This window comes from Actinopolymorpha rutila (assembly GCF_013407855.1).
GTDB classification, from domain to species: Bacteria; Actinomycetota; Actinomycetes; order Propionibacteriales; family Actinopolymorphaceae; genus Actinopolymorpha; species Actinopolymorpha rutila.
Genome location: NZ_JACBZH010000001.1, coordinates 3,129,327 through 3,146,762 on the forward strand (window position 1 = coordinate 3,129,327; position 17,436 = coordinate 3,146,762).

The window sequence follows — 17,436 nt, forward strand, 5'->3', positions numbered from 1 at the left end:
GCAGAGCTGACTACGGAGGGTCAGGCCGCGTTGGGTCCCACCAGGTCGGGCTCGGCGATCTTGCGGAGGCGGTGCAGAGCGTCGCGCTCGAGCTGGCGGACCCGCTCGCGGGAGAGTCCGAACCGGTCGGCGATCTCCGCGAGCTTCCACGGGCGGCCGTCGTCGAGGCCGTACCGCAACCGGACGATCTCCGCGGACCGGCTGTCGAGCGTCTCGATCAGCGCGGCGAGCCGCGAGCTGGACTCGGCGGCGACCACCGTCTCGTCCGGGCCCGGCATGACGTCACGGGCGACCAGGTCGCCGAGTGAGGTCTCGCCGTCGTCGTCGACGGTGACGTCCAGGGACACGTGGTCGCGTCCCCAGCTGACCAGCTCCTCCACCCGGTGCTCCCCGACACCGAGCTGGGCGGCGAGCTCCGCGGTCTCGGGATCGCGGCCGAGCTCACGCTCCAGCGCGCGGCGGGCAGCGCCGAGGGCGTTCAGGTCCTCGACCACATGCACCGGAAGCCGGACGACCCGCGCCTGCTGGGCGATTCCTCGCGTGATGGCCTGGCGGATCCACCACGTGGCGTAGGTGGAGAACTTGTAACCCTTGGTGTAGTCGAACTTCTCGATCGCGCGGATCAGGCCGGTGTTGCCCTCCTGCACCAGGTCGAGCAGCGGCAGCCCGGATCGTCCGTAACGGCGCGCGATGGAGACGACCAGGCGAAGGTTGGCCTCGAGGAAGTGACGCTTGGCCCGGCGGCCTTCGTCGCTGATCCAGGTCAGCTCGTCGAACGTCCCACCGGCCGACCTCTGCGCCGGAATTCCGGTGCGGGTTCCGTCGAGGAGTTGCTCGGCAAACTGACCGGCCTCGATGGCCTTCGCGAGCTCGACTTCCTGCGCCGCGTCGAGCAGCGGCGTTCGCGAGATCTCGTCGAGGTAGCGACCAACGAGGTCGCGATCTTCGACGAGGTCTTCGGCGTGGCGGCGGCGCACTGGCAAGATAACTTCCCTCCCGGCTCGGGACGCGGACCCGGTGGCAGGCCCGTGAGACGCCCGAGATCTCGCTCACCCAGGTCAACGTCCCGGACGGTCGGACGAATTCCCGACACGGGGAGTGTTCATCGCGAGGACATCGCCGGCTTCGCCCCGGTCACGGGGTTTTCGTGTCGTTCGTGCCGAATCCGGTGTGGATGTCGCGTACGGTCTGCACGGTGTCCGCCTCCGCGGCGGGCTTGTCCTCGCGGTAGCGCAGCACCCGCGCAAATCGCAACGCCATCCCTCCCGGATAGCGGGACGAGGTCTGGATGCCGTCGAAGGCGATCTCGACCACCAGCTCCGGCCGCACGTGGACCGTCCAGCGGTCACGGTGCGTCTCCAGCTCCAGCAGCCGCTCGGTCTGCCACCGCAGCAACTCGTCGGTGAGGCCCTTGAACGTCTTGCCCAGCATCACGAACCCGCCGGTCTCCGGATCACGGGCGCCGAGGTGGAGATTGGAGAGGAGACCGGTGCGCCGTCCGTGCCCCCACTCGACGGCCAGCACTACCAGGTCGAGGGTGTGCCTCGGCTTGACCTTGATCCACGCCGATCCCCGTCGGCCGGCGTCGTAGGGCGCGATCAGCGACTTGACCACCACGCCCTCATGACCGCGGCGTACGGCGTCGGCGAAGAACTCACCCGCCTCGTCCGGATCGGCGGTGACCAGGCGCGGCACGACCAGCTCGTCCGGAAGGACGCTCTCCAGCACCGACCATCGCTCCGCACCCGGCGCGGTGAGCAGGTCGGTGCCGTCGTGGTGCAGGACGTCGAAGAAGAACGCGTTCAGCGGCACCCTGGCCCGTGACTGCCCGGTGTCGGTGCGCGAACCGACCCGGCTGGCGGTGACCTGGAACGGCCGGGGCCGCCGGGCCTCGTCCAAGGCGAGCACTTCGCCGTCGAGGACGAGCGACGTGGCCGGCAGGGCACGCACCGTGGCGACGACCTCGGGCAGCCGGTCGGTCACGTCGTCCAGGGTGCGGGTGAAGATGCGTACGACGTCTCCGGCCCGGTGCACCTGGATGCGAATCCCGTCGAGCTTCCACTCCAGTGCCGCCGGCCCGGCCAGCTTGTCGAGAGCCTCGGCCACGCCGGGAGCGGGGGAGGCGAGCATCGGCCGCAGTGGCCGGCCCACCTCCAGCCGGAACGCGTCGAGCACGGCGACGTCGCCACCGCCGGCGACGGCCGCCCGGGCCACCGGGGCGATCGCGCCGGCGACCATGATCGCCCGGCGCACCTGTGCCGCGGGCAGGTCACTGGCCCGGATCACCGCGTCGACCATCACACCGTCCAGCGCGCCCTGCCGGAGTTCGCCGGTCACCAGGCCTGCGAGCAGGCGCTGCTCGGCGCCGGTCGCCCGCGCCCACAAGGCGGTGAGCAGGTCGCGCCGGCGCTGTTGGGATCCGCTGCCCGCCACCTCCGAGATCTCGGCGAACGCGGCGTCGACCTCGCTCACGCCGAGTGTCGGCCGGTCTGCCGGAGAGGGCAGGTCGCGCAGGGCGGCGTAGCCCACGCCGGTGCGGCGCTGGCGGAGCTCACCGGCGAGGTAGGACACCACCAACGGCACCTCGTCGGGGTCGGCTGCCCGCAGGCAGTCGGCGATCCGGCGGACCTTCTCCAGCCGTGAGGACGTGCCGGAGACGGCCGCGGAGGCCTGCGCGAGGTCGTCGAGGAGCATGAAAGCATTCTGGCGGCGACCACCGACAAGACCACCGACAGGCGGCACGACCGCACGCCGTCAACCGCGCTCGCACTGGTGCGGTCGAGGGCCGGACGCAGAGCACAGACGCAGAGCACAGCACACGAGCCGGGACGGAGACGCCGGGACCGACATGTACGAACTGCTGTACAGAAGAGTGCTCCAGCACATCCCGGCCGAGACCGCTCACCGGCTGGCGTTCGCGGCCATCCGGTTCGCCGGTGCCGTGCCCGGGCTGGGTGCCGGGATGCGGCGCGTCCTCGGTCCGGCCGACCCGGTGCTGAGGGTGCGAACGCTCGGGATGGACCTGCCGGGGCCCCTTGGCCTCGCGGCGGGGTTCGACAAGGACGCGGAGGGCGTGGACGGGCTGACCGCGCTGGGTTTCGCGTACGTCGAGGTCGGTACGGTCACCGCCCAGGCCCAGCCGGGCAACCCACGGCCGCGGATGTTCCGGCTGCCCGCAGACCGGGCCCTGGTGAACCGGATGGGCTTCAACAACCACGGAGCGGCGGCCGCGGCGGAACGGCTGCGCCGGCGGGTGGAAGGCGGCCGGGCGGGCAGTCGGCGCCGGACGGCGTACGTCGGCGTCAACATCGGCAAGACGAAGGTGGTCCCCGAGGCCGAGGCCGTCGGCGACTACGTGGCCGGCGCCCGGCGGCTGGCGCCGTACGCCGACTACCTCGTGGTCAACGTCAGCTCGCCCAACACGCCCGGCCTACGTGACCTGCAGGCGGTGGAGAGGCTGCGTCCTCTGCTGGCCGCCGTACGCCAGACCCTGGACGAGGCGCCGCAGGCAGCCCAGGCAGGTCACGCCGGCGCACCCGAGCCGAGGCGGGTGCCGCTGCTGGTGAAGATCGCGCCCGACCTGAGTGACGCCGACGTGGACGCGGTGGCCGACCTGGCGCTCGACCTCGGACTGGACGGCATCATCGCCACCAACACCACGATCGCCCGCGACGGTCTGCGCACCGACGCCGCGGAGGTCACCGAGCTCGGAGCAGGCGGGCTGTCCGGCGCGCCGCTGAAGGAGCGCGCCCTGGAGGTGATCCGCCGCCTGCACGCGCGGGTGGGTGACCGGCTGGTGCTGGTGGCGGTCGGTGGCATCGAGAACGCCGACGACGCGTGGGAACGCATCCGTGCGGGCGCGACCCTGGTGCAGGCGTACACCGGTTTCATCTACGGCGGGCCGGCCTGGCCGCGGAAGGTCCACCGGGAGATAGCCCGCCGAGCCAGGGCGGCCGGCTACAGCTCCGTCGCAGAAGCCGTAGGCACGTCCGGCCGTCCGGGCCCGGGGGCACACCGCTGAGTCGCTCCGGAAGGGAGTGACCGGAGGGGCCGCCGCCGGGGGTTCGAGGTGGCGGCCCCGGGAGCTCAGCGGGACCAGGGGAAGGGCAGTCCGTTGCCGTTGTCGTTGCCCTGTCCGTTGTTCGGGTCGTTCGGGTTCTGGTTGTTCTGGTCCTGTTGCTGGTTCTGCTGCGGCTGCTGGGTCTTGCCGCCGTCGGTCCCCAACGTCACGTCGGCGGTGTGCGACTTGCCGCCCCGGACGTAGGTCACCGTCACCTTGTCGCCGGGCCGGTAGGAACGAACCGCCGCGATCAGGCTGTCCGGGTCGGAGATCTGGCGCTGGTCCACCTTGGTGATGACGTCGCCCTTGCGCAGGCCCGCGGTGCTGGCCGCGCCGCCCGCGTTCACCGCCTGCAGCGAGGCGCCGCTGCTCACGCCGGTGTTGCCGGAGGTCGCGGTGACCGAGACGCCGAGCTGGGCGTGTTCGGCGCGGCCGTTGGCGATGAGCTCCTTCGCGATCGGCCTGGCCTCGTCGATCGGGATGGCGAAGCCGACGCCGATGTTGCCGCTCTGCCCGCCCATGGAGCTGCCAAGCGTCGCGATCGCGCTGTTGATGCCCACCACCTGGCCGGACATGTTGACCAGCGCGCCGCCGGAGTTGCCGGGGTTGATCGCCGCGTCGGTCTGGATCGCGTCGATGACAGTGTTGGAGCTGGACTGGTCGCTGCCGGAGTCGCTGCTGCGCACGGGGCGGTCCAGCGCGCTGACGATGCCGGAGGTCACGGTGCCCGACAGGCCGAGGGGAGACCCGATCGCCACGACGTTCTGGCCTACGTTCAGGTCGGAGGACCGGCCGAGCTGGGCGGGATGCAGGCCCGACTTGCGGTCGGCCCGGATCACGGCGAGGTCGGTGGTCGGGTCGGTGCCGACGACGGTCGCCTTCACGGTCTTTCCGTCGCTGAACGTCACGCTGAGCTGGCCGCCCTGGCTGCCCGCCGCGGCGACGTGGTTGTTGGTGAGGATCAGGCCGTCGTCGCTGAGGACGATGCCGCTGCCGTTGCCGGTGCCCTGCGAGGTCGAGATCGTGATCGACACCACGCTCGGCAGCACCTTGTTGGCCACCTGCTGCACGCTGCCCACCGGGGCCGAGGCGGCGTTCTGTGAATGCGGCGACTGCTCGTCCAGCGCGGTCGAGGAGCTGCTGGCCTGGTCATGACCGAGGTAGTCGGTCGCGGCCGCTCCGACTCCGCCGCCGAGCAGTCCGGCGACGAGGGCGAGGGCGGCGACCCCGACGGCGGAGCGCCGCCGCGGGCGGCCCGAGCCGGTTCCGGTCGTCCGGCCCTGGTCGGTGGGCGGCTCGCCGAAACCACCGGAGTAGGAGCCGGCGTAGGAGCCGGGCTGGGCGGAGGGGCCGTACGCCTGGCCGTAGGGATTCGGGCCGTACGCGGTGTGCCCGGCGAACGACTGTCCGTACGACGGGCCGCCCTGCGTCTGGCCACCCTGCGTCTGAGTGCCCTCGGCGTTGCCGCCCTGGGGCTGGCCGCCCTGGGACTCACCCTGGGGCGGGCCGCCCTGGGTCTGGCTCGCGTACGGCGGGGGCAGGGGCGTGGTGTCCTCGCGTCCGCCCGTGGACGAGACCGGCTGGCCGTCCGGGCGCGCGGCAGCCGGCTCTTGCGCGGGGGATGCGGGAGCCGTCCTGTCGGTGCGGTCCGGCTGACCCGACGTGGGTGTCGTCTCGTTCATAGTCCCTAGGTTTGTCCCGATAGCTGAGAGCCGACTGAGAGCCCCCCGTGAGCGGGCGAAGAAACGTTGGCGTCAGCGGTTGCGGCGGGGCTGGTCGACATGTGGCGGGCTCTGCGGGGTCGGGTGAACAGGTGGGGTCTGCGCCGGCGCGTTCATCCCGGGCAGGGCGAGAGTCATCAGCGTCCCACCGTGCCGGCTGCGCCCGACGCTGACCGTACCCCCGTGCCGGTCGGCGGCCTGCTTGACGATCGCCAGGCCGAGGCCCGATCCCGGCATCGTCCGCGCCTCGGTGGACCGGTAGAAACGCTCGAAGACGTGCGGAGCGTCGGATTCGGCGATTCCTGGACCCTGGTCGGCCACGGTGAGGACTCCGCCGCGTAGGCGCACCGTCACGGTGGCGTTCGGCGGGCTCCACTTCGCGGCGTTGTCGAGCAGGTTGGTCACCGCCCGCTCCAGCGCCTGGGCGTCACCGAAGACCGTCCACGGCTGCGTCTCGACGTCGAAACGCACGGCGGGAGCCCGGCGGCGTACCCGCTCGGCGGCGCCGGCCACGACATCGGCGAGGTCGACCGGTGCGTGCGCGGTGGCGGGCGGGTCCTCGCGGGACAGCTCCACCAGGTCGCCGACCAGGACGGACAGCTCGGCCATCTGGGCGCGTACGTCGGCCATCAGCGCGAGCCGGTCCTCCCGGGATAGCCCGGGGCGGTCCTCGCTCTGGGCGAGCAGGTCGAGGTTGGTCCGCAGGCTGGTGAGAGGGGTACGCAACTCGTGGCCGGCGTCGGCGATCAGCCGGCGCTCGCGGGCACGGGCCGCGGCCAGCGCGGACAGCATCGAGTTGAAAGCGTGCGCCAGCCGGGCGAGTTCGTCGTCGCCCTGGACCGGGATGGGGCGCAGCTCACCGGTGCGGGCGACGTGTTCGGCGCCGGCGGTGAGCCGCTCTACCGGGCGCAGGCCGGTCCGGGCGACGGCGACCCCGGCGTACGCAGCGACGGCGACTCCACCCGCACCGACCAGGAACAGGACGAACCCGAGCCGGGACAGGAGGTCCTCTGTGCCGGCACGTGACTGGCTGAGAACGAGCGCCCAGCCCGGTCCGCGTCCGGCCGGCACCGCCACCACGCGGTAGCTCTGGCCGCCCATCGCCGCGGTGCGCACGCTCTCGGGTGCTTGACCCCTCGCCACGGCCCGCTCCGGCGCACCGAGCGGCGGAGCGATCGGGTTGCCCGCGTGGTCGTTCGCGGAGATGTATCTGTCGGTCGCGCTGAGCAGCGCGATCCGGACGTCGGCCGCGCCGAGCGCCTCCGACGGCACCCGGGCGAGAAATCCCTGCTCGGCAAGCGGACCCGCCGCCGCGGCGCGGGCGCGGTCGAGCAGGTTGGCGTCCACCTGGTCGAGCAGGGACACCCGCACGGTGATGTACGCCGCGAGCGAGATGAGGACCACGATGATCCCCACCCCGAACGCCGCCAGCAGGCCGACCCGGTTGCGCAGGCTGACCGAGCGCAGGCGGTTCTGGGCCGTCGTCCGCGCCGCGGCTCCCTCCGGGGCGCCGCCACCGCCGCCGGCGAAAGGTGTTCTCGGGTCGTTCCGGCTCATGGTGGGGTGTCGCGGAGTACGTAGCCCACGCCACGCACGGTGTGCAGCAGCCGGGACTCGTCGTCGGCCTCGGTCTTGCGGCGGAGGTACCCGACGTACACCTCGAGGGAGTTGGCGGAGGTGGGGAAGTCGAACCCCCAGACCTCCTCGAGGATCTGGGACCGCTCCAGCACCTGCCGGGGGTGGCGCAGGAAGAGTTCGAGCAGGGAGAACTCCGTGCGGGTCAGGCTGATCTCCCGGTCGGCGCGGCGTACTTCCCGCGTCGCCGGGTCGAGGGTGAGGTCGGCGTACGACAGCACCGAACTGTCCGCGCCCGGGGTGGAGCGGCGCATCAGCGCGCGCAGCCGGGCCAGCAGCTCCTCCAGCGCGAACGGCTTGCTGAGATAGTCGTCGGCGCCCGCGTCGAGGCCCGCCACCCGGTCGGCGACGGCATCCCTCGCGGTGAGCACGAGAACCGGCACGTCGTTGCCGGTGGCACGAAGCGCGCGGCAGGTGGCGATCCCGTCGAGCCGGGGCATCATCACGTCCAGCACCACCGCGTCGGGACTGGACGCCGCGACCCGGCGGAGCGCCTGCTCGCCGTTCTCGGCGAGGTCGACGTCGTAGCCGTTGAAGACCAGGGATCGCCGCAGGGAGTCACGGACACCCTGGTCGTCGTCCACCACGAGAATACGCACGAGATCAGTCTGCCCCGCGCACCTGAACAGAGGCTGAGTGCGCGCTCACGACACGGCCGCCGAGGTCAACGGCGGATCTCGAACCCGGTGAGGCCTTCGGGCGGTTCGGGAAACTCCTCCACCTTGTCGACCCTCGCCGCCGGCGGGCCGGACCGGCACCAGTCGACCAGTGCGCGCACCTGGTCGTGACCGCCCTCGAAGGCGGCCTCCACCGAACCGTCGGGGCGGTTGCGTACCCACCCGGCGACGTGGCGCCTGCCGGCGGTGCGCCGGCAGGTGTCGCGGAAGAAGACGCCCTGGACGGCGCCGTGGACGACGACGCGGACCCGGGCCGAGGGGACCGAAGCGGACATGGGACCAGCTTGCCCTGCCGGACCGGCACTCAGGCGGTCAGGGCCGGAACCGAGCCTGCCGCGGCGCCCGTCCGGCAGCGCCAGCCGTGCTCGGTGAGCAGGAACGTCTCGGCGACCGGCAGCCGGTGCCGCCCGGCCTCCGCGGCCAGCGCGGACACCCACGCGTCGTCCGTGGGCAGCCAGACCACCCGGCCGCGGCGGCAGCGCACCATCGCCACCGCGTGGGTGGGCGGGATGGCCGGTCGTGGTGGAGCCAGTGGGGCCAGGCAGGCGAGAACGGCCGCGTGCAGGTCGGCGGCGGGCACCGGGCCGGTGGCCGCCGCGCACCAGCCGGCGCGTTCGACGTAGCCACGGGAGAGGCGGACCACGCCGACCAGTACGCGGTCGGTGCCGAACGGGACGTGCCGGCCGAGCCGGCGCAGCAGCGTGGCGGGGTCGCGCGCGGTTCCGCGAGTGAGAGCGGAGTCCGAAGGGGTTTCCGAGGCGGTGCCCGGGGCGGTGTCCGGCGCCGGAACGGCCGGCTCGTGGTCGGTGACGGGGGTCATCGGCACAGCGTGCCGTGCACGCGTCGTGGCGCGCCGTGGTTGTCCACAGGTGGCGCCCTGTGGATGACCGGTCGCACGCCGTGTCGATCTTCGGCATGCTCGCGGGGTGACGGCCTAGTCCTGAGGTAGTCCCGATCAACCGGACCCAGCGCGGAGGAGCGACGACGGATGAAGCGTGGCAGCGGCACGGTCGGGAAGGCCGGGACGGGCGACATGGCTCCGGATGGACCGGAGGCGTTCCGCATCGTCGGGCGCGTGCTCGTCGAGCCGCCCCTGGGCGCGGAGGAGTTCGAGTATCTGGCCGCGTTCACCGAGTCCCGTCGCTGGCAACGCCCCGACGGCCCGTACGCCGTCCCCGGCAACCCGCTCGCCGAATGCCTGGATCCCGGGCTGGACCTCACCCGTTACGTCGTGCCGGCGCCGGGCCAGCCGGGCCTGTGGTGCCCGTGGCGCCTGTCCGACGGCGGTCGCGCCCTGGTGCCGGTGTTCGAGCCCGCGTTCGGTGACGGATCGCCGCCGGAGGAGGCGGCGTCCTGGCTGGCGTACCTCTGCGACCACTTCCTGCGCGCCGACGCGGTGGCGAGCAGGGATCCCGGGGACCGGGCGGGGTGGTTCGGTGAATTCGGCTTCGACCACGTGCTCGACGGCGCGGCGGTGGTGTGCAGTGAGTGGTCCGGGCAGCTGACGCTGATCGAGATGTCGGCCAACTCCCTGTCCGTACGCCCGCTCGCGAGCTGACACCGGCGCGTTTCGTCCGCGCACTCGGCGCTCGCGACAGAACGCGTTCGACCATTTCCGTTAACTCAACGTGGCTGTCCGTCTCGCCGGGTGGACGTAATCTCTGCCCCGGATCCTCCTGGCGCCCTCCCCACCGATCGACCTTCACCGTGTCCGATTTAGGTGGTACCTTCCGGATGTTCTACGTGCGCAGGCGCTGCCCGGTCAGGTGGGCGAGTGTCTGCCGGTTGCTGCGCAGTCGGTTGGGCGGGTAGTCGTGCGACGCGTCATAGCGGGGTTGGTGGTTGGTGCCGCCGGACTGACTGTTCTCATGGGATGCGGTGGCAACTCTCCGCAACCGTCCGATCTCTCGAAGAAGTCGAGCACGCCCACCGCGACGGCGACGCCGACCGCTTCTCCCTCTCCCACCACAGCCGCGAAGCCCGCCGCCTTCGTCCGCCAGTACATCGCCGCGGCCAACCAGGCAGTCGGCAACGGCGATGTCGCCCGGATGCGGGCGATGAGCGCGCCTGGCTGCGACTTCTGCCAGAGCACCGCGAAGTCACTCGCGACGTTCCATGCCGATGGCGGTTCCTACGTCGGCGACGCGAACTGGCACGTCACCGAGGTCGGCAAGCCCACCGGGACCAACCCGGTGAAGCTGTCCGCCTACGTCAAGGTCAACCCGCACAAGGTCGTCTCCAAGCGCGGCGCGAGTCCCGAGCCGGATCCGGGCCGCCTGATGTTGTTCGACTTCACGCTCGCGAAGGGACAGGGCCGGTGGACGGTCAAGAACCTCGTCGTCAACTGAGACCGCCGGAAGGCGGTCGCCGCGGGGGTGCGGCGATGCGGTTGGCCTGCACCCTGGTGCTCGCGCTGGGCATCACCCTGCTCGCTGGTCCGGTGCTCACCGGAACCGCCTATGCCGAATGCGGGATCGGGACCGACGGGAAGTGGCACTGCGGCGGCGGTGACCCCGGCGGACCGGGCGGTCCCGGAGGCCCTGACGGTCCTGGTGGGCCGGGCAACCCGGGCCCTGCGCCGAAGCAGCCGTACGACACCTATGCCACTCCCGCGTGCATGGTCAACGGGCCGCCGCCGGGCGACCCGAACGCGATGTGCATGAACGCCGCGCAGGCCTGCAAGACGCGTGGCGAAAAGGGCATCATGATGCGCTACTACGTCCAGTGGGATCAGAACGGCCCGTGGGAGCTCGTGCGGACCGGCTGCTCCGGCGCCACCAACCCCAACAACCCGCCCCCGCCGGTGACGCCGCAACAGGTCGAGCGCTGGCTGGTCAACGGCTGGCTGCCGAAGTCCAACGTGGGGGTCAGTCCGGGCAACGGCCACACGCTGATCAACTTCCCGACCATCTTCTATGCCAACCAGACGGTCGACTACGACGCCGACCGCTACGTGCCGGACGGTTCCGGCCGCGTGATCCACGTGACGGCCGAGGCGACCGGGTTCGACTGGCACTGGGGCGACGGCAGTGCGGCCACCCACACCGACAAGCCCGGGCAGAAGTACGCGGACTCGGTGCCGCAGGACGCGTACGTCACGCACCCGTTCGAGAAGCCGGGCCGCTACACGGTCAGCGTCGACGTGCAGTGGAGCGGGCGGTTCGAGGTGCCGGGCGAGGGGCAGCAGACGTTCGGCCCCGTCACGGTGCCCCGTGGCCGGCCGGCGCCGGTCACCGTGCTGGAGAAGCAGGACGTGCTTTCGGACTGACCCGCAGGCCCGGGTCCCAGGTGAGCGGGGTGTAGGGGGCGAGGTCGGGGTCGTCGGTCGCGAAGGTGCGCACCGGCCCCGGCCCGGTCGCGGCGGTCTCGAACCGCACGGTGACCCGGCGCAGACCCGTACCCCACACCCAGCCCGGGCCGTGTGCAGTGTGGATGACGTCCTGGCCCGGCGCCCAGCGGGGCGGCTCCGGCTCGCGAGGGACCCGCTGTTCACTCGTGGGTCCGTCCCCGGGTCCGTCCCCGGTGCCAGGCCCCGTCGGGGCCGTCCGGTGCTCCCGGGCGGCCGGCGGTCGGCCCACCGCCTCCACCAATTCGACGTCGGAGGCACCCCTGGGGCGGGGGTCCACCAGGTCCACGTCGGCAGCCGAGCCGAACAGGTCCTCCTGCACCCAGTCGGCGAGGCCGGACACCCCGACGCCGAGCAGGCGTACTCCTGCGGAGGTGTCCACCTCGGCCAGCAGGCGGCGGGCGAGCCGGTTGACCACCCGGACGTCGTCGGTCGGCCCGGCCAGCGTCGCCGACCGTGTGTAGGTGGTGAAGTCGAACAGCCTGATCTTCACCGTCACGGTCCGCCCGGACAGGCGTTCGCGGGTCAGGCGTTCGGACACTCTCGTGCCGAGCCGGTCGATGATGGCCGCCAGCAGGGCCGGGTCGACGATGTCGTGTTCGAAGGTGTCCTCGGCGCTGATCGACTTCGACTCCCGCAGCGGAACCACGGCCCGGTCGTCCTCGGCCATCGCGAGCCGGGCGAGCCCGTGCCCGTGCGCCTGGCCCAGCGCCGCCACCAGGTCGGGCTCGCCGGCACGGGCGAGTTCGCCCACCGTGTGTACGCCGATCCGGCGGAGCCGCTCGGCGGTGGCCGGGCCGACGCCGGGGATCCGGCCCACCGGCATCGGATGGAGCAGGTCGGTCTCGGTGCCGGGCTCGACGACCAGCAGGCCGTCGGGTTTGCGCAGGTCGCTGGCGATCTTGGCGACGAGCTTGGACGTGCCCGCCCCGACGGAGGCGGTGACCCCGCCGGTGACCTCGCGTACCCGCTCCTTCAGCGCCGTGGCCAGCTCCTCGACGCCGGCCGTGGACAGGTCGCGGGTCGCGTCGCCGGCCAGGTCGACGTAGGCCTCGTCCAGGGAGACCGGCTCGACCAGCGGAGAGATCTCCCGGAGTACGGCCATCACCGCCCGGCTGGTGATCCGGTAGGCGGCGAACCGGCCGGTGAGGTACGCCGCGTGCGGGCAGCGTGCCCTGGCCTCGGCGGTGCGCATGGCCGACCGGACCCCGAACACCCGCGCCTCGTAGGACGCGGTGGCCACCACGCCGCGGGTGCCCACCCCGCCCACGATGACCGGCTTGCCGCGCAGCGAGGGCTTGTCGCGCTGCTCGACCGCGGCGAAGAACGCGTCGAGGTCGAGGTGGACGATGCTGGGCACGCTGCGCACTCCGCCATCCTGCCAACCCGCGAGGACAGCCGGGCCGGCCCGGTCAGGGCGTGAACACCACGGGCAGGTGCTTCAGGCCGTTCTGGAAGTTCGAGCGCAGGCGTACCAGATCCCCGGCCGGTTCGGCGGTGGCGAAACGGTCGAGCAGGGCGGCGTACATCGCGGTGATCTGCCGCCGGCCGAGCGCCGAGCCCAGGCAGAAGTGCGGGCCGTGGCCGAACGCGAGGTGGTCGTTGGGCCGTCGGCCGACGTCGAAGGCGTCCGGCCGGTCGAAGGCCCGGGGATCGCGGTTGGCGCTGGCGAAGTACACCACCACCTTGTCGCCGGCACCGATCCGGACACCGCCGAGGGTGGTGTCGGCGGTGGCGGTACGCCGGAAGTGGATGACCGGTGTCCACCAGCGCAGCATCTCCTCGGCGGCCGGCTCGAGCAGCGCCCGGTCACCGACCAGCCGGAGCCACTGCTCCGGGTGCGCCAGCAGGCCGGCCATTCCGCCGGGAACGCCGTTGCGCAGCGTCTCGTTGCCGGCGACCGCGAACAGCCAGAACAGGTTCTCGAACTCCTCGACGCCGACTCGCCCGCCCGCGTCGTCGACCTGGGCCAGCAGGATGGACACCACGTCGTCACCGGGGTGGGTGCGCTTGAAGGCGGCCAGCTCGTGTGCGTAGGCGTACAGGTCGGGGATGCCGGCACGGGTGCGCGGGTCGGGCATAGTGCCGTCCGAGCCGGGACGCGGGGGCACCGACAGCGCCGCTCCGGCCATCGGGGTGGCACCGGAACGGCTGGAGGCGAGGTCGCTGGCGGCGTAGTCGGGATCCTGGTACCCGATCACCCGGTTGGCCCAGTCGAAGAGCAGGTACCTGTCGGACGCGGGCACGCCGAGCACCTCGGCGAGCGTCCACACGGGGAGCTCGCCCGCCACCGGGACGAAGTCGGTGACCTCGCCGGGGTCGATGCCGGCGACCAGATCACGTGCCCGTGCGTCGATGCGCTGCCCCAGCCGCGCGACGGTACGCGGCGTGAACGCCCGGGTCAGCAGGCCGCGCAGCCTGGAGTGTTCCGGCGGGTCCATGTTGAGCATCATCCGCCGCACGTAGGCCAGGTCCGCGGACGACGGGTCGCGGATCTGGGTGGCGCCGAGGTGCGAGCTGAACAGCCGCGGGTCGCGCAGCACCGCCCTGACCTCCGCGTGCCGCCACACCGCCCAGTAGCCGGGTCCTGCGGCCCGGGCCCCGGTCGCGGTCTCGTCGACCCAGGACACCGCGGCCGCCTCGCGGAGCCGGCCCAGCTCCTGGTACGGCATCCGCCGCGCGTAGGTGTCCGGGTCGTACACGGTGCGGCTGTCCTGCGCGGCCTGCGCGGCCTGCGTGTCGTGGGTGGCGTGTGTGTCCGGACTGCGGTCCACGCGATGGTCTCCCCGTCTGCCGTCCCACCCGCCGAACGTCGGAAAAGGGGTGAGTTCGTGCTGCCCAGTGTTGACGAACTCCGGCCGGAACCGAAAGCGTGCGGCCCGCATCTCCCGTGAGCGGGCCGGGCCAGTGACGGAACACCCGGACCCTCCCGGCCGGCGGCTGCCGGGTTCTCGTCCACAGCCGCTGGATCGGCGCGGCTGTCCCCAGGGCGGTCGCTGACCGCGCCGAGGCCGCCTCGCCGCTGACACGCTCGACGGCATGAGCACACCAACCGGTACCGACCGGCTCACGTTGCGTGGCCCGGAGGACGTCCTCGCCAAGATCCCGTTCCTCGTGGGGTTCCATCCGGAGGAGAGCCTGGTCACCCTGACCTTCGACGAGGACCGTGAGCTGACCCTCACCGCCCGGGCCGACCTGCCCGAGCCGGATCTCACCCCGCAGGAGCTGCGAGCCGCGGGTGACAGGCTGGCGTGCCTGGTCTTCGGCCGCGAGGTTCGGTACTGCCTCCTGGTCGCCTACACCGCCTCGAGAGCGCGGGCCACCCCGGCCCTGCGGGCTGCGGTCACGGCGTTCGCCGACGTGGACGTGACCGTCCTGGACGCCATCGTCGCCGACGGGCGCCGCTGGTGGTCCGACGTCTGCGCCGACCCCGCGTGCTGCCCGCCGGAGGGGAAGCCCTATGACCTCGCCTCCCATCCCCTGACCGCACGGTCGATCTACAGGGGAGAGGTCGCGCTCGCCGGGCAGGAGGAGTTCCGTCGCACGGTCGCACCGCCGGCGGGCGCCGCGCGGGAGGCCGCCGAGCTGGCTGTGGCGCGGGTGGTGTCCGCCGGGTCGGCCGTTCCGGCGGGAGCCGGCGTGGCGGCCGGGCTGTTCGCCAGGGCCGGAGCGGGTGACCGGCTCACCGACGAGGATGTGGCGCGGGTCGCCGTCGAGGTGGGCGATGTCGCCGTACGAGACGAATTCTGGTCACAGATCACTAGGGAGTCTGCGGACCGCCATGTCGAGTTCTGGTCCGATGTCGTCCGGCGGACCGTCCCGCCCCACGACGTCGCGCCCGCGGCGCTGCTGGCGTTCGCCGCCTGGCTGCAGGGACAGGGAGCGCTGGCCCGCTGTGCCCTCGAGCGGGTCCACTCCGTCGACCCCGACTACTCCATGGCGCGGTTGATCGAGCAGGTCCTGCGGTGCGGCATCCCGCCAGAGGCGTGGGAGCCGCCCTCGGTCGGGCCATGAGCGTCCCGGGCGACGTTCCCGCTGCCCCGCCCACGCCCGACGGGGGTTCGCGCTCCTGGGTGCGCGGCAGGTCCCAGCGGCAGATAGGTTTCGGTACGAGGCTCCGGCGAGGCCGGCCCCCTTGGGAGAGGAAATCGATGGGCCAGGACATCAAGCCCCGCTCTTTCAGCCCTGAGGACCGGGCGTTGTTCCGCGACAAGCTGCGGAGATGTCTGCGCGCGTTCGTCCGAATGTCCGAGGAAGGCCGATTCGAGGTACGCCGGCCCTTCACCGGGTTCGAGATCGAGTTCAACCTGGTCGACGAGCGCGGTGATCCGTCTCTCACCAACAGCGAGGTTCTGGCCGCGATCGACGACGAGTCGTTCCAGACCGAGCTCGCGCAGTACAACGTGGAGATCAACGTCGAGCCGCGCCGGCTTCGCGGCAGCGCGCTGCGGGAGTTCGAGGACGACCTGCTGGCCCGCCTGGACACGGCCGGCGCCAAGGCCAGGGCCGTCGGCCCGGAGGTGGTGATGGTCGGGATCCTCCCGACGGTCACCCCGGACCACATGGGCGCGGAGACGCTTTCACCGAAGGTGCGGTACCGGCTGCTCAACGAGCAGATCATCGCCGAGCGCGGAGAGAACATCCACATCGGCCTCGAAGGTATCGAGAAGCTCGAGCTGACCTCCGACTCGGTGGTGCCGGAGTCGGCGTGCACGAGCACCCAGCTGCACGTGGAGGTCAGCGAGGGCGCCTTCCCCGTCTACTGGAACGCCGCCCAGGCCATCGCGGGCCCGCAGGTGGCCGTGTGCGCCAACTCGCCGTTCCTGTTCCAGAAGGAGTTGTGGCGCGAGACCCGGATCAAGCTGTTCGAGCAGTCGATCGACACCCGCAGCGTCGAACTGACCGAGCAGGGCGTCCGGCCGCGGGTGTGGTTCGGCGAACGCTGGCTCGAGTCCGTGACCGACCTCTTCGAGGAGAACCAGCGCTACTTCTCGCCGCTGCTGCCCGACCTCGACGACGAGGACCCGCTGGAGGTCCTCGACCAGGGCGGCACCCCGCGACTCGCCGAACTCTCCCTGCACAGCGGCACCATCTACCGCTGGAACCGCCCGGTCTACGACGTTGCCGACGGCCGCCCGCACCTGCGGATCGAAAACCGCATCCTGCCGGCCGGGCCGACCGTCATCGACACGATGGCGAACGCCGCGTTCTACTTCGGCCTCGTCCGGCGACTGGCCGCGGACGAGCAACCGGTGTGGTCACGGCTTTCCTTCGAAGCAGCCGAGGACAACTTCCTGCGCGGCGCTCGCGAGGGCATCGGCGCCCGGCTGTACTGGCCCGGACTGGGCGAGGTCGGCGCGGCCGAGCTCACCCTGGACACGCTGTTGCCGCTGGCGTACGAGGGCCTGGACCGTTGGGGCGTCGATCCCGCTGACCGCGACCGGTTGCTCGGCGTGATCGAGCAGCGGTGCCGGACGGGCCGAAACGGCGCGGAGTGGCAGGCGGCGGTGTTCCACCGGCTCTACGACGGCAGCGGACTCTCCCGGCTGGACGCTCTGCGGGCGATGACCACCCGGTACGTCGAGCACATGCGTTCCAACGCACCCGTGCACACCTGGCCGATCGACTGACGGCTACCTCACCCGGACTCCGAGAAGCTCACGTCCGGTTCGGCAGACGTACGCCCTGATCGTTCCCCTGACGTACCGGTCGGGCGAGTCGCGGCCGGCTCGCTCGTCCGCCGCCCCGGCCGCTGAGGTCACCGCCCAGTCGGCGACTGCCGTACGGGCCGACCGAGGTTCGCAACATGCCCTGACCCCGTCCCGCCTCGCCCCGTCCCCGCCGTATCCGCGCACGGGGCCGGTCGGTGATTCGGGGCCGGCGGTCCGGTGTGTGAGCGGCCACCACCGTCTTCGCGTACTCCGATTTTGTGCTGCGCACAGAAAATCGACGAGATCTCCCGGGCAGGCAACCGTCGAGTGTTGTGAGACGTCACAA

Annotated in this window: 15 protein-coding genes; 6 read left to right on the forward strand and 9 right to left on the reverse strand. The window is 72.1% G+C overall.

Annotated elements, in window-relative coordinates; genetic code table 11:
• Nucleotides 1-20 precede the first annotated feature (20 nt).
• Complete coding sequence (locus tag F4554_RS13940; protein ID WP_179791526.1) at nucleotides 21-977, reverse strand: sigma-70 family RNA polymerase sigma factor; 957 nt, start codon at nucleotides 975-977, stop codon at nucleotides 21-23.
• Between the two features lie 157 nt (nucleotides 978-1,134).
• Entirely contained in the window at nucleotides 1,135-2,694 is a 1,560-nt protein-coding gene (locus tag F4554_RS13945) for an ATP-dependent DNA ligase (protein WP_179787777.1), read from the reverse strand.
• 154 nt (nucleotides 2,695-2,848) lie between these two features.
• Here F4554_RS13945 and F4554_RS13950 point away from each other — a divergent pair, with 154 nt between their 5' ends.
• Complete coding sequence (locus tag F4554_RS13950; RefSeq protein ID WP_179787778.1) at nucleotides 2,849-4,021, forward strand: quinone-dependent dihydroorotate dehydrogenase; 1,173 nt, start codon at nucleotides 2,849-2,851, stop codon at nucleotides 4,019-4,021.
• Between the two features lie 65 nt (nucleotides 4,022-4,086).
• Here F4554_RS13950 and F4554_RS33060 read toward each other — a convergent pair whose 3' ends face one another.
• The 5 genes from F4554_RS33060 to F4554_RS13980 form a co-directional block, all read right to left on the reverse strand.
• Nucleotides 4,087-5,742, reverse strand: a complete 1,656-nt coding sequence (locus F4554_RS33060) for a S1C family serine protease (RefSeq protein ID WP_179787779.1) — start codon at nucleotides 5,740-5,742, stop codon at nucleotides 4,087-4,089.
• Nucleotides 5,743-5,814: 72 nt separating this feature from the next.
• Nucleotides 5,815-7,338 carry a sensor histidine kinase gene (locus F4554_RS13965; RefSeq protein WP_179787781.1) on the reverse strand — a complete coding sequence of 508 codons (1,524 nt, stop codon included), beginning with the start codon at nucleotides 7,336-7,338 and terminating at the stop codon, nucleotides 5,815-5,817.
• Nucleotides 7,335-8,015 (reverse strand): response regulator, encoded by a 681-nt coding sequence (locus tag F4554_RS13970; protein ID WP_179787782.1) that lies wholly within the window; start codon nucleotides 8,013-8,015, stop codon nucleotides 7,335-7,337. The genes F4554_RS13965 and F4554_RS13970 overlap by 4 nt, the downstream gene beginning before the upstream one ends.
• 65 nt (nucleotides 8,016-8,080) lie before the next feature.
• On the reverse strand, nucleotides 8,081-8,368 hold the full coding sequence (locus tag F4554_RS13975; RefSeq protein ID WP_179787783.1) for an acylphosphatase: 288 nt from the start codon (nucleotides 8,366-8,368) through the stop codon (nucleotides 8,081-8,083).
• Nucleotides 8,369-8,397: 29 nt separating this feature from the next.
• Nucleotides 8,398-8,913 (reverse strand): hypothetical protein, encoded by a 516-nt coding sequence (locus F4554_RS13980; protein WP_179787784.1) that lies wholly within the window; start codon nucleotides 8,911-8,913, stop codon nucleotides 8,398-8,400.
• Between the two features lie 168 nt (nucleotides 8,914-9,081).
• Here F4554_RS13980 and F4554_RS13985 point away from each other — a divergent pair, with 168 nt between their 5' ends.
• The 3 genes from F4554_RS13985 (at nucleotide 9,082) to F4554_RS13995 (ending at nucleotide 11,361) form a co-directional block, all read left to right on the forward strand.
• Nucleotides 9,082-9,651 carry a hypothetical protein gene (locus tag F4554_RS13985; RefSeq protein WP_179787785.1) on the forward strand — a complete coding sequence of 190 codons (570 nt, stop codon included), beginning with the start codon at nucleotides 9,082-9,084 and terminating at the stop codon, nucleotides 9,649-9,651.
• Nucleotides 9,652-9,961: 310 nt separating this feature from the next.
• Nucleotides 9,962-10,441: a hypothetical protein gene (locus tag F4554_RS13990; RefSeq protein WP_179787786.1), complete on the forward strand. Its 480-nt coding sequence runs from the start codon at nucleotides 9,962-9,964 to the stop codon at nucleotides 10,439-10,441.
• 35 nt (nucleotides 10,442-10,476) lie between these two features.
• Entirely contained in the window at nucleotides 10,477-11,361 is an 885-nt protein-coding gene (locus tag F4554_RS13995; RefSeq protein WP_179787787.1) for a hypothetical protein, read from the forward strand.
• On the opposite strand, the gene F4554_RS14000 is transcribed toward F4554_RS13995, so the two are convergent.
• Together F4554_RS14000 and F4554_RS33610 are read right to left on the reverse strand one after the other, a co-directional pair.
• Entirely contained in the window at nucleotides 11,324-12,808 is a 1,485-nt protein-coding gene (locus tag F4554_RS14000; protein WP_179787788.1) for a DNA polymerase IV, read from the reverse strand. The genes F4554_RS13995 and F4554_RS14000 overlap by 38 nt on opposite strands.
• 43 nt (nucleotides 12,809-12,851) lie before the next feature.
• The gene (locus tag F4554_RS33610; protein ID WP_337796031.1) at nucleotides 12,852-14,213 is read right to left on the reverse strand and encodes a cytochrome P450; all 1,362 of its coding nucleotides are present in this window, start codon (nucleotides 14,211-14,213) and stop codon (nucleotides 12,852-12,854) included.
• Between the two features lie 265 nt (nucleotides 14,214-14,478).
• Here F4554_RS33610 and F4554_RS14010 point away from each other — a divergent pair, with 265 nt between their 5' ends.
• Together F4554_RS14010 and F4554_RS14015 are read left to right on the forward strand one after the other, a co-directional pair.
• The gene (locus tag F4554_RS14010) at nucleotides 14,479-15,453 is read left to right on the forward strand and encodes a DUF4192 domain-containing protein (protein WP_179787789.1); all 975 of its coding nucleotides are present in this window, start codon (nucleotides 14,479-14,481) and stop codon (nucleotides 15,451-15,453) included.
• 137 nt (nucleotides 15,454-15,590) lie between these two features.
• Complete coding sequence (locus F4554_RS14015; protein ID WP_179787790.1) at nucleotides 15,591-17,069, forward strand: glutamate-cysteine ligase family protein; 1,479 nt, start codon at nucleotides 15,591-15,593, stop codon at nucleotides 17,067-17,069.
• The last annotated feature ends 367 nt before the right edge of the window (nucleotides 17,070-17,436 follow it).

Excerpts from the sequence above, each read along its gene's own strand:
- F4554_RS13945 (WP_179787777.1), bottom strand. The coding sequence starts at position 2,694 with ATGCTCCTCGACGACCTCGCGCAGGCCTCCGCGGCCGTCTCCGGCACG.
- F4554_RS13950 (WP_179787778.1), top strand. The coding sequence starts at position 2,849 with ATGTACGAACTGCTGTACAGAAGAGTGCTCCAGCACATCCCGGCCGAG.
- F4554_RS33060 (WP_179787779.1), bottom strand. The coding sequence starts at position 5,742 with ATGAACGAGACGACACCCACGTCGGGTCAGCCGGACCGCACCGACAGG.
- F4554_RS13965 (WP_179787781.1), bottom strand. The coding sequence starts at position 7,338 with ATGAGCCGGAACGACCCGAGAACACCTTTCGCCGGCGGCGGTGGCGGC.
- F4554_RS13975 (WP_179787783.1), bottom strand. The coding sequence starts at position 8,368 with ATGTCCGCTTCGGTCCCCTCGGCCCGGGTCCGCGTCGTCGTCCACGGC.
- F4554_RS13980 (WP_179787784.1), bottom strand. The coding sequence starts at position 8,913 with ATGACCCCCGTCACCGACCACGAGCCGGCCGTTCCGGCGCCGGACACC.
- F4554_RS13985 (WP_179787785.1), top strand. The coding sequence starts at position 9,082 with ATGAAGCGTGGCAGCGGCACGGTCGGGAAGGCCGGGACGGGCGACATG.
- F4554_RS13990 (WP_179787786.1), top strand. The coding sequence starts at position 9,962 with ATGGGATGCGGTGGCAACTCTCCGCAACCGTCCGATCTCTCGAAGAAG.
- F4554_RS13995 (WP_179787787.1), top strand. The coding sequence starts at position 10,477 with ATGCGGTTGGCCTGCACCCTGGTGCTCGCGCTGGGCATCACCCTGCTC.
- F4554_RS14010 (WP_179787789.1), top strand. The coding sequence starts at position 14,479 with ATGAGCACACCAACCGGTACCGACCGGCTCACGTTGCGTGGCCCGGAG.
- F4554_RS14015 (WP_179787790.1), top strand. The coding sequence starts at position 15,591 with ATGGGCCAGGACATCAAGCCCCGCTCTTTCAGCCCTGAGGACCGGGCG.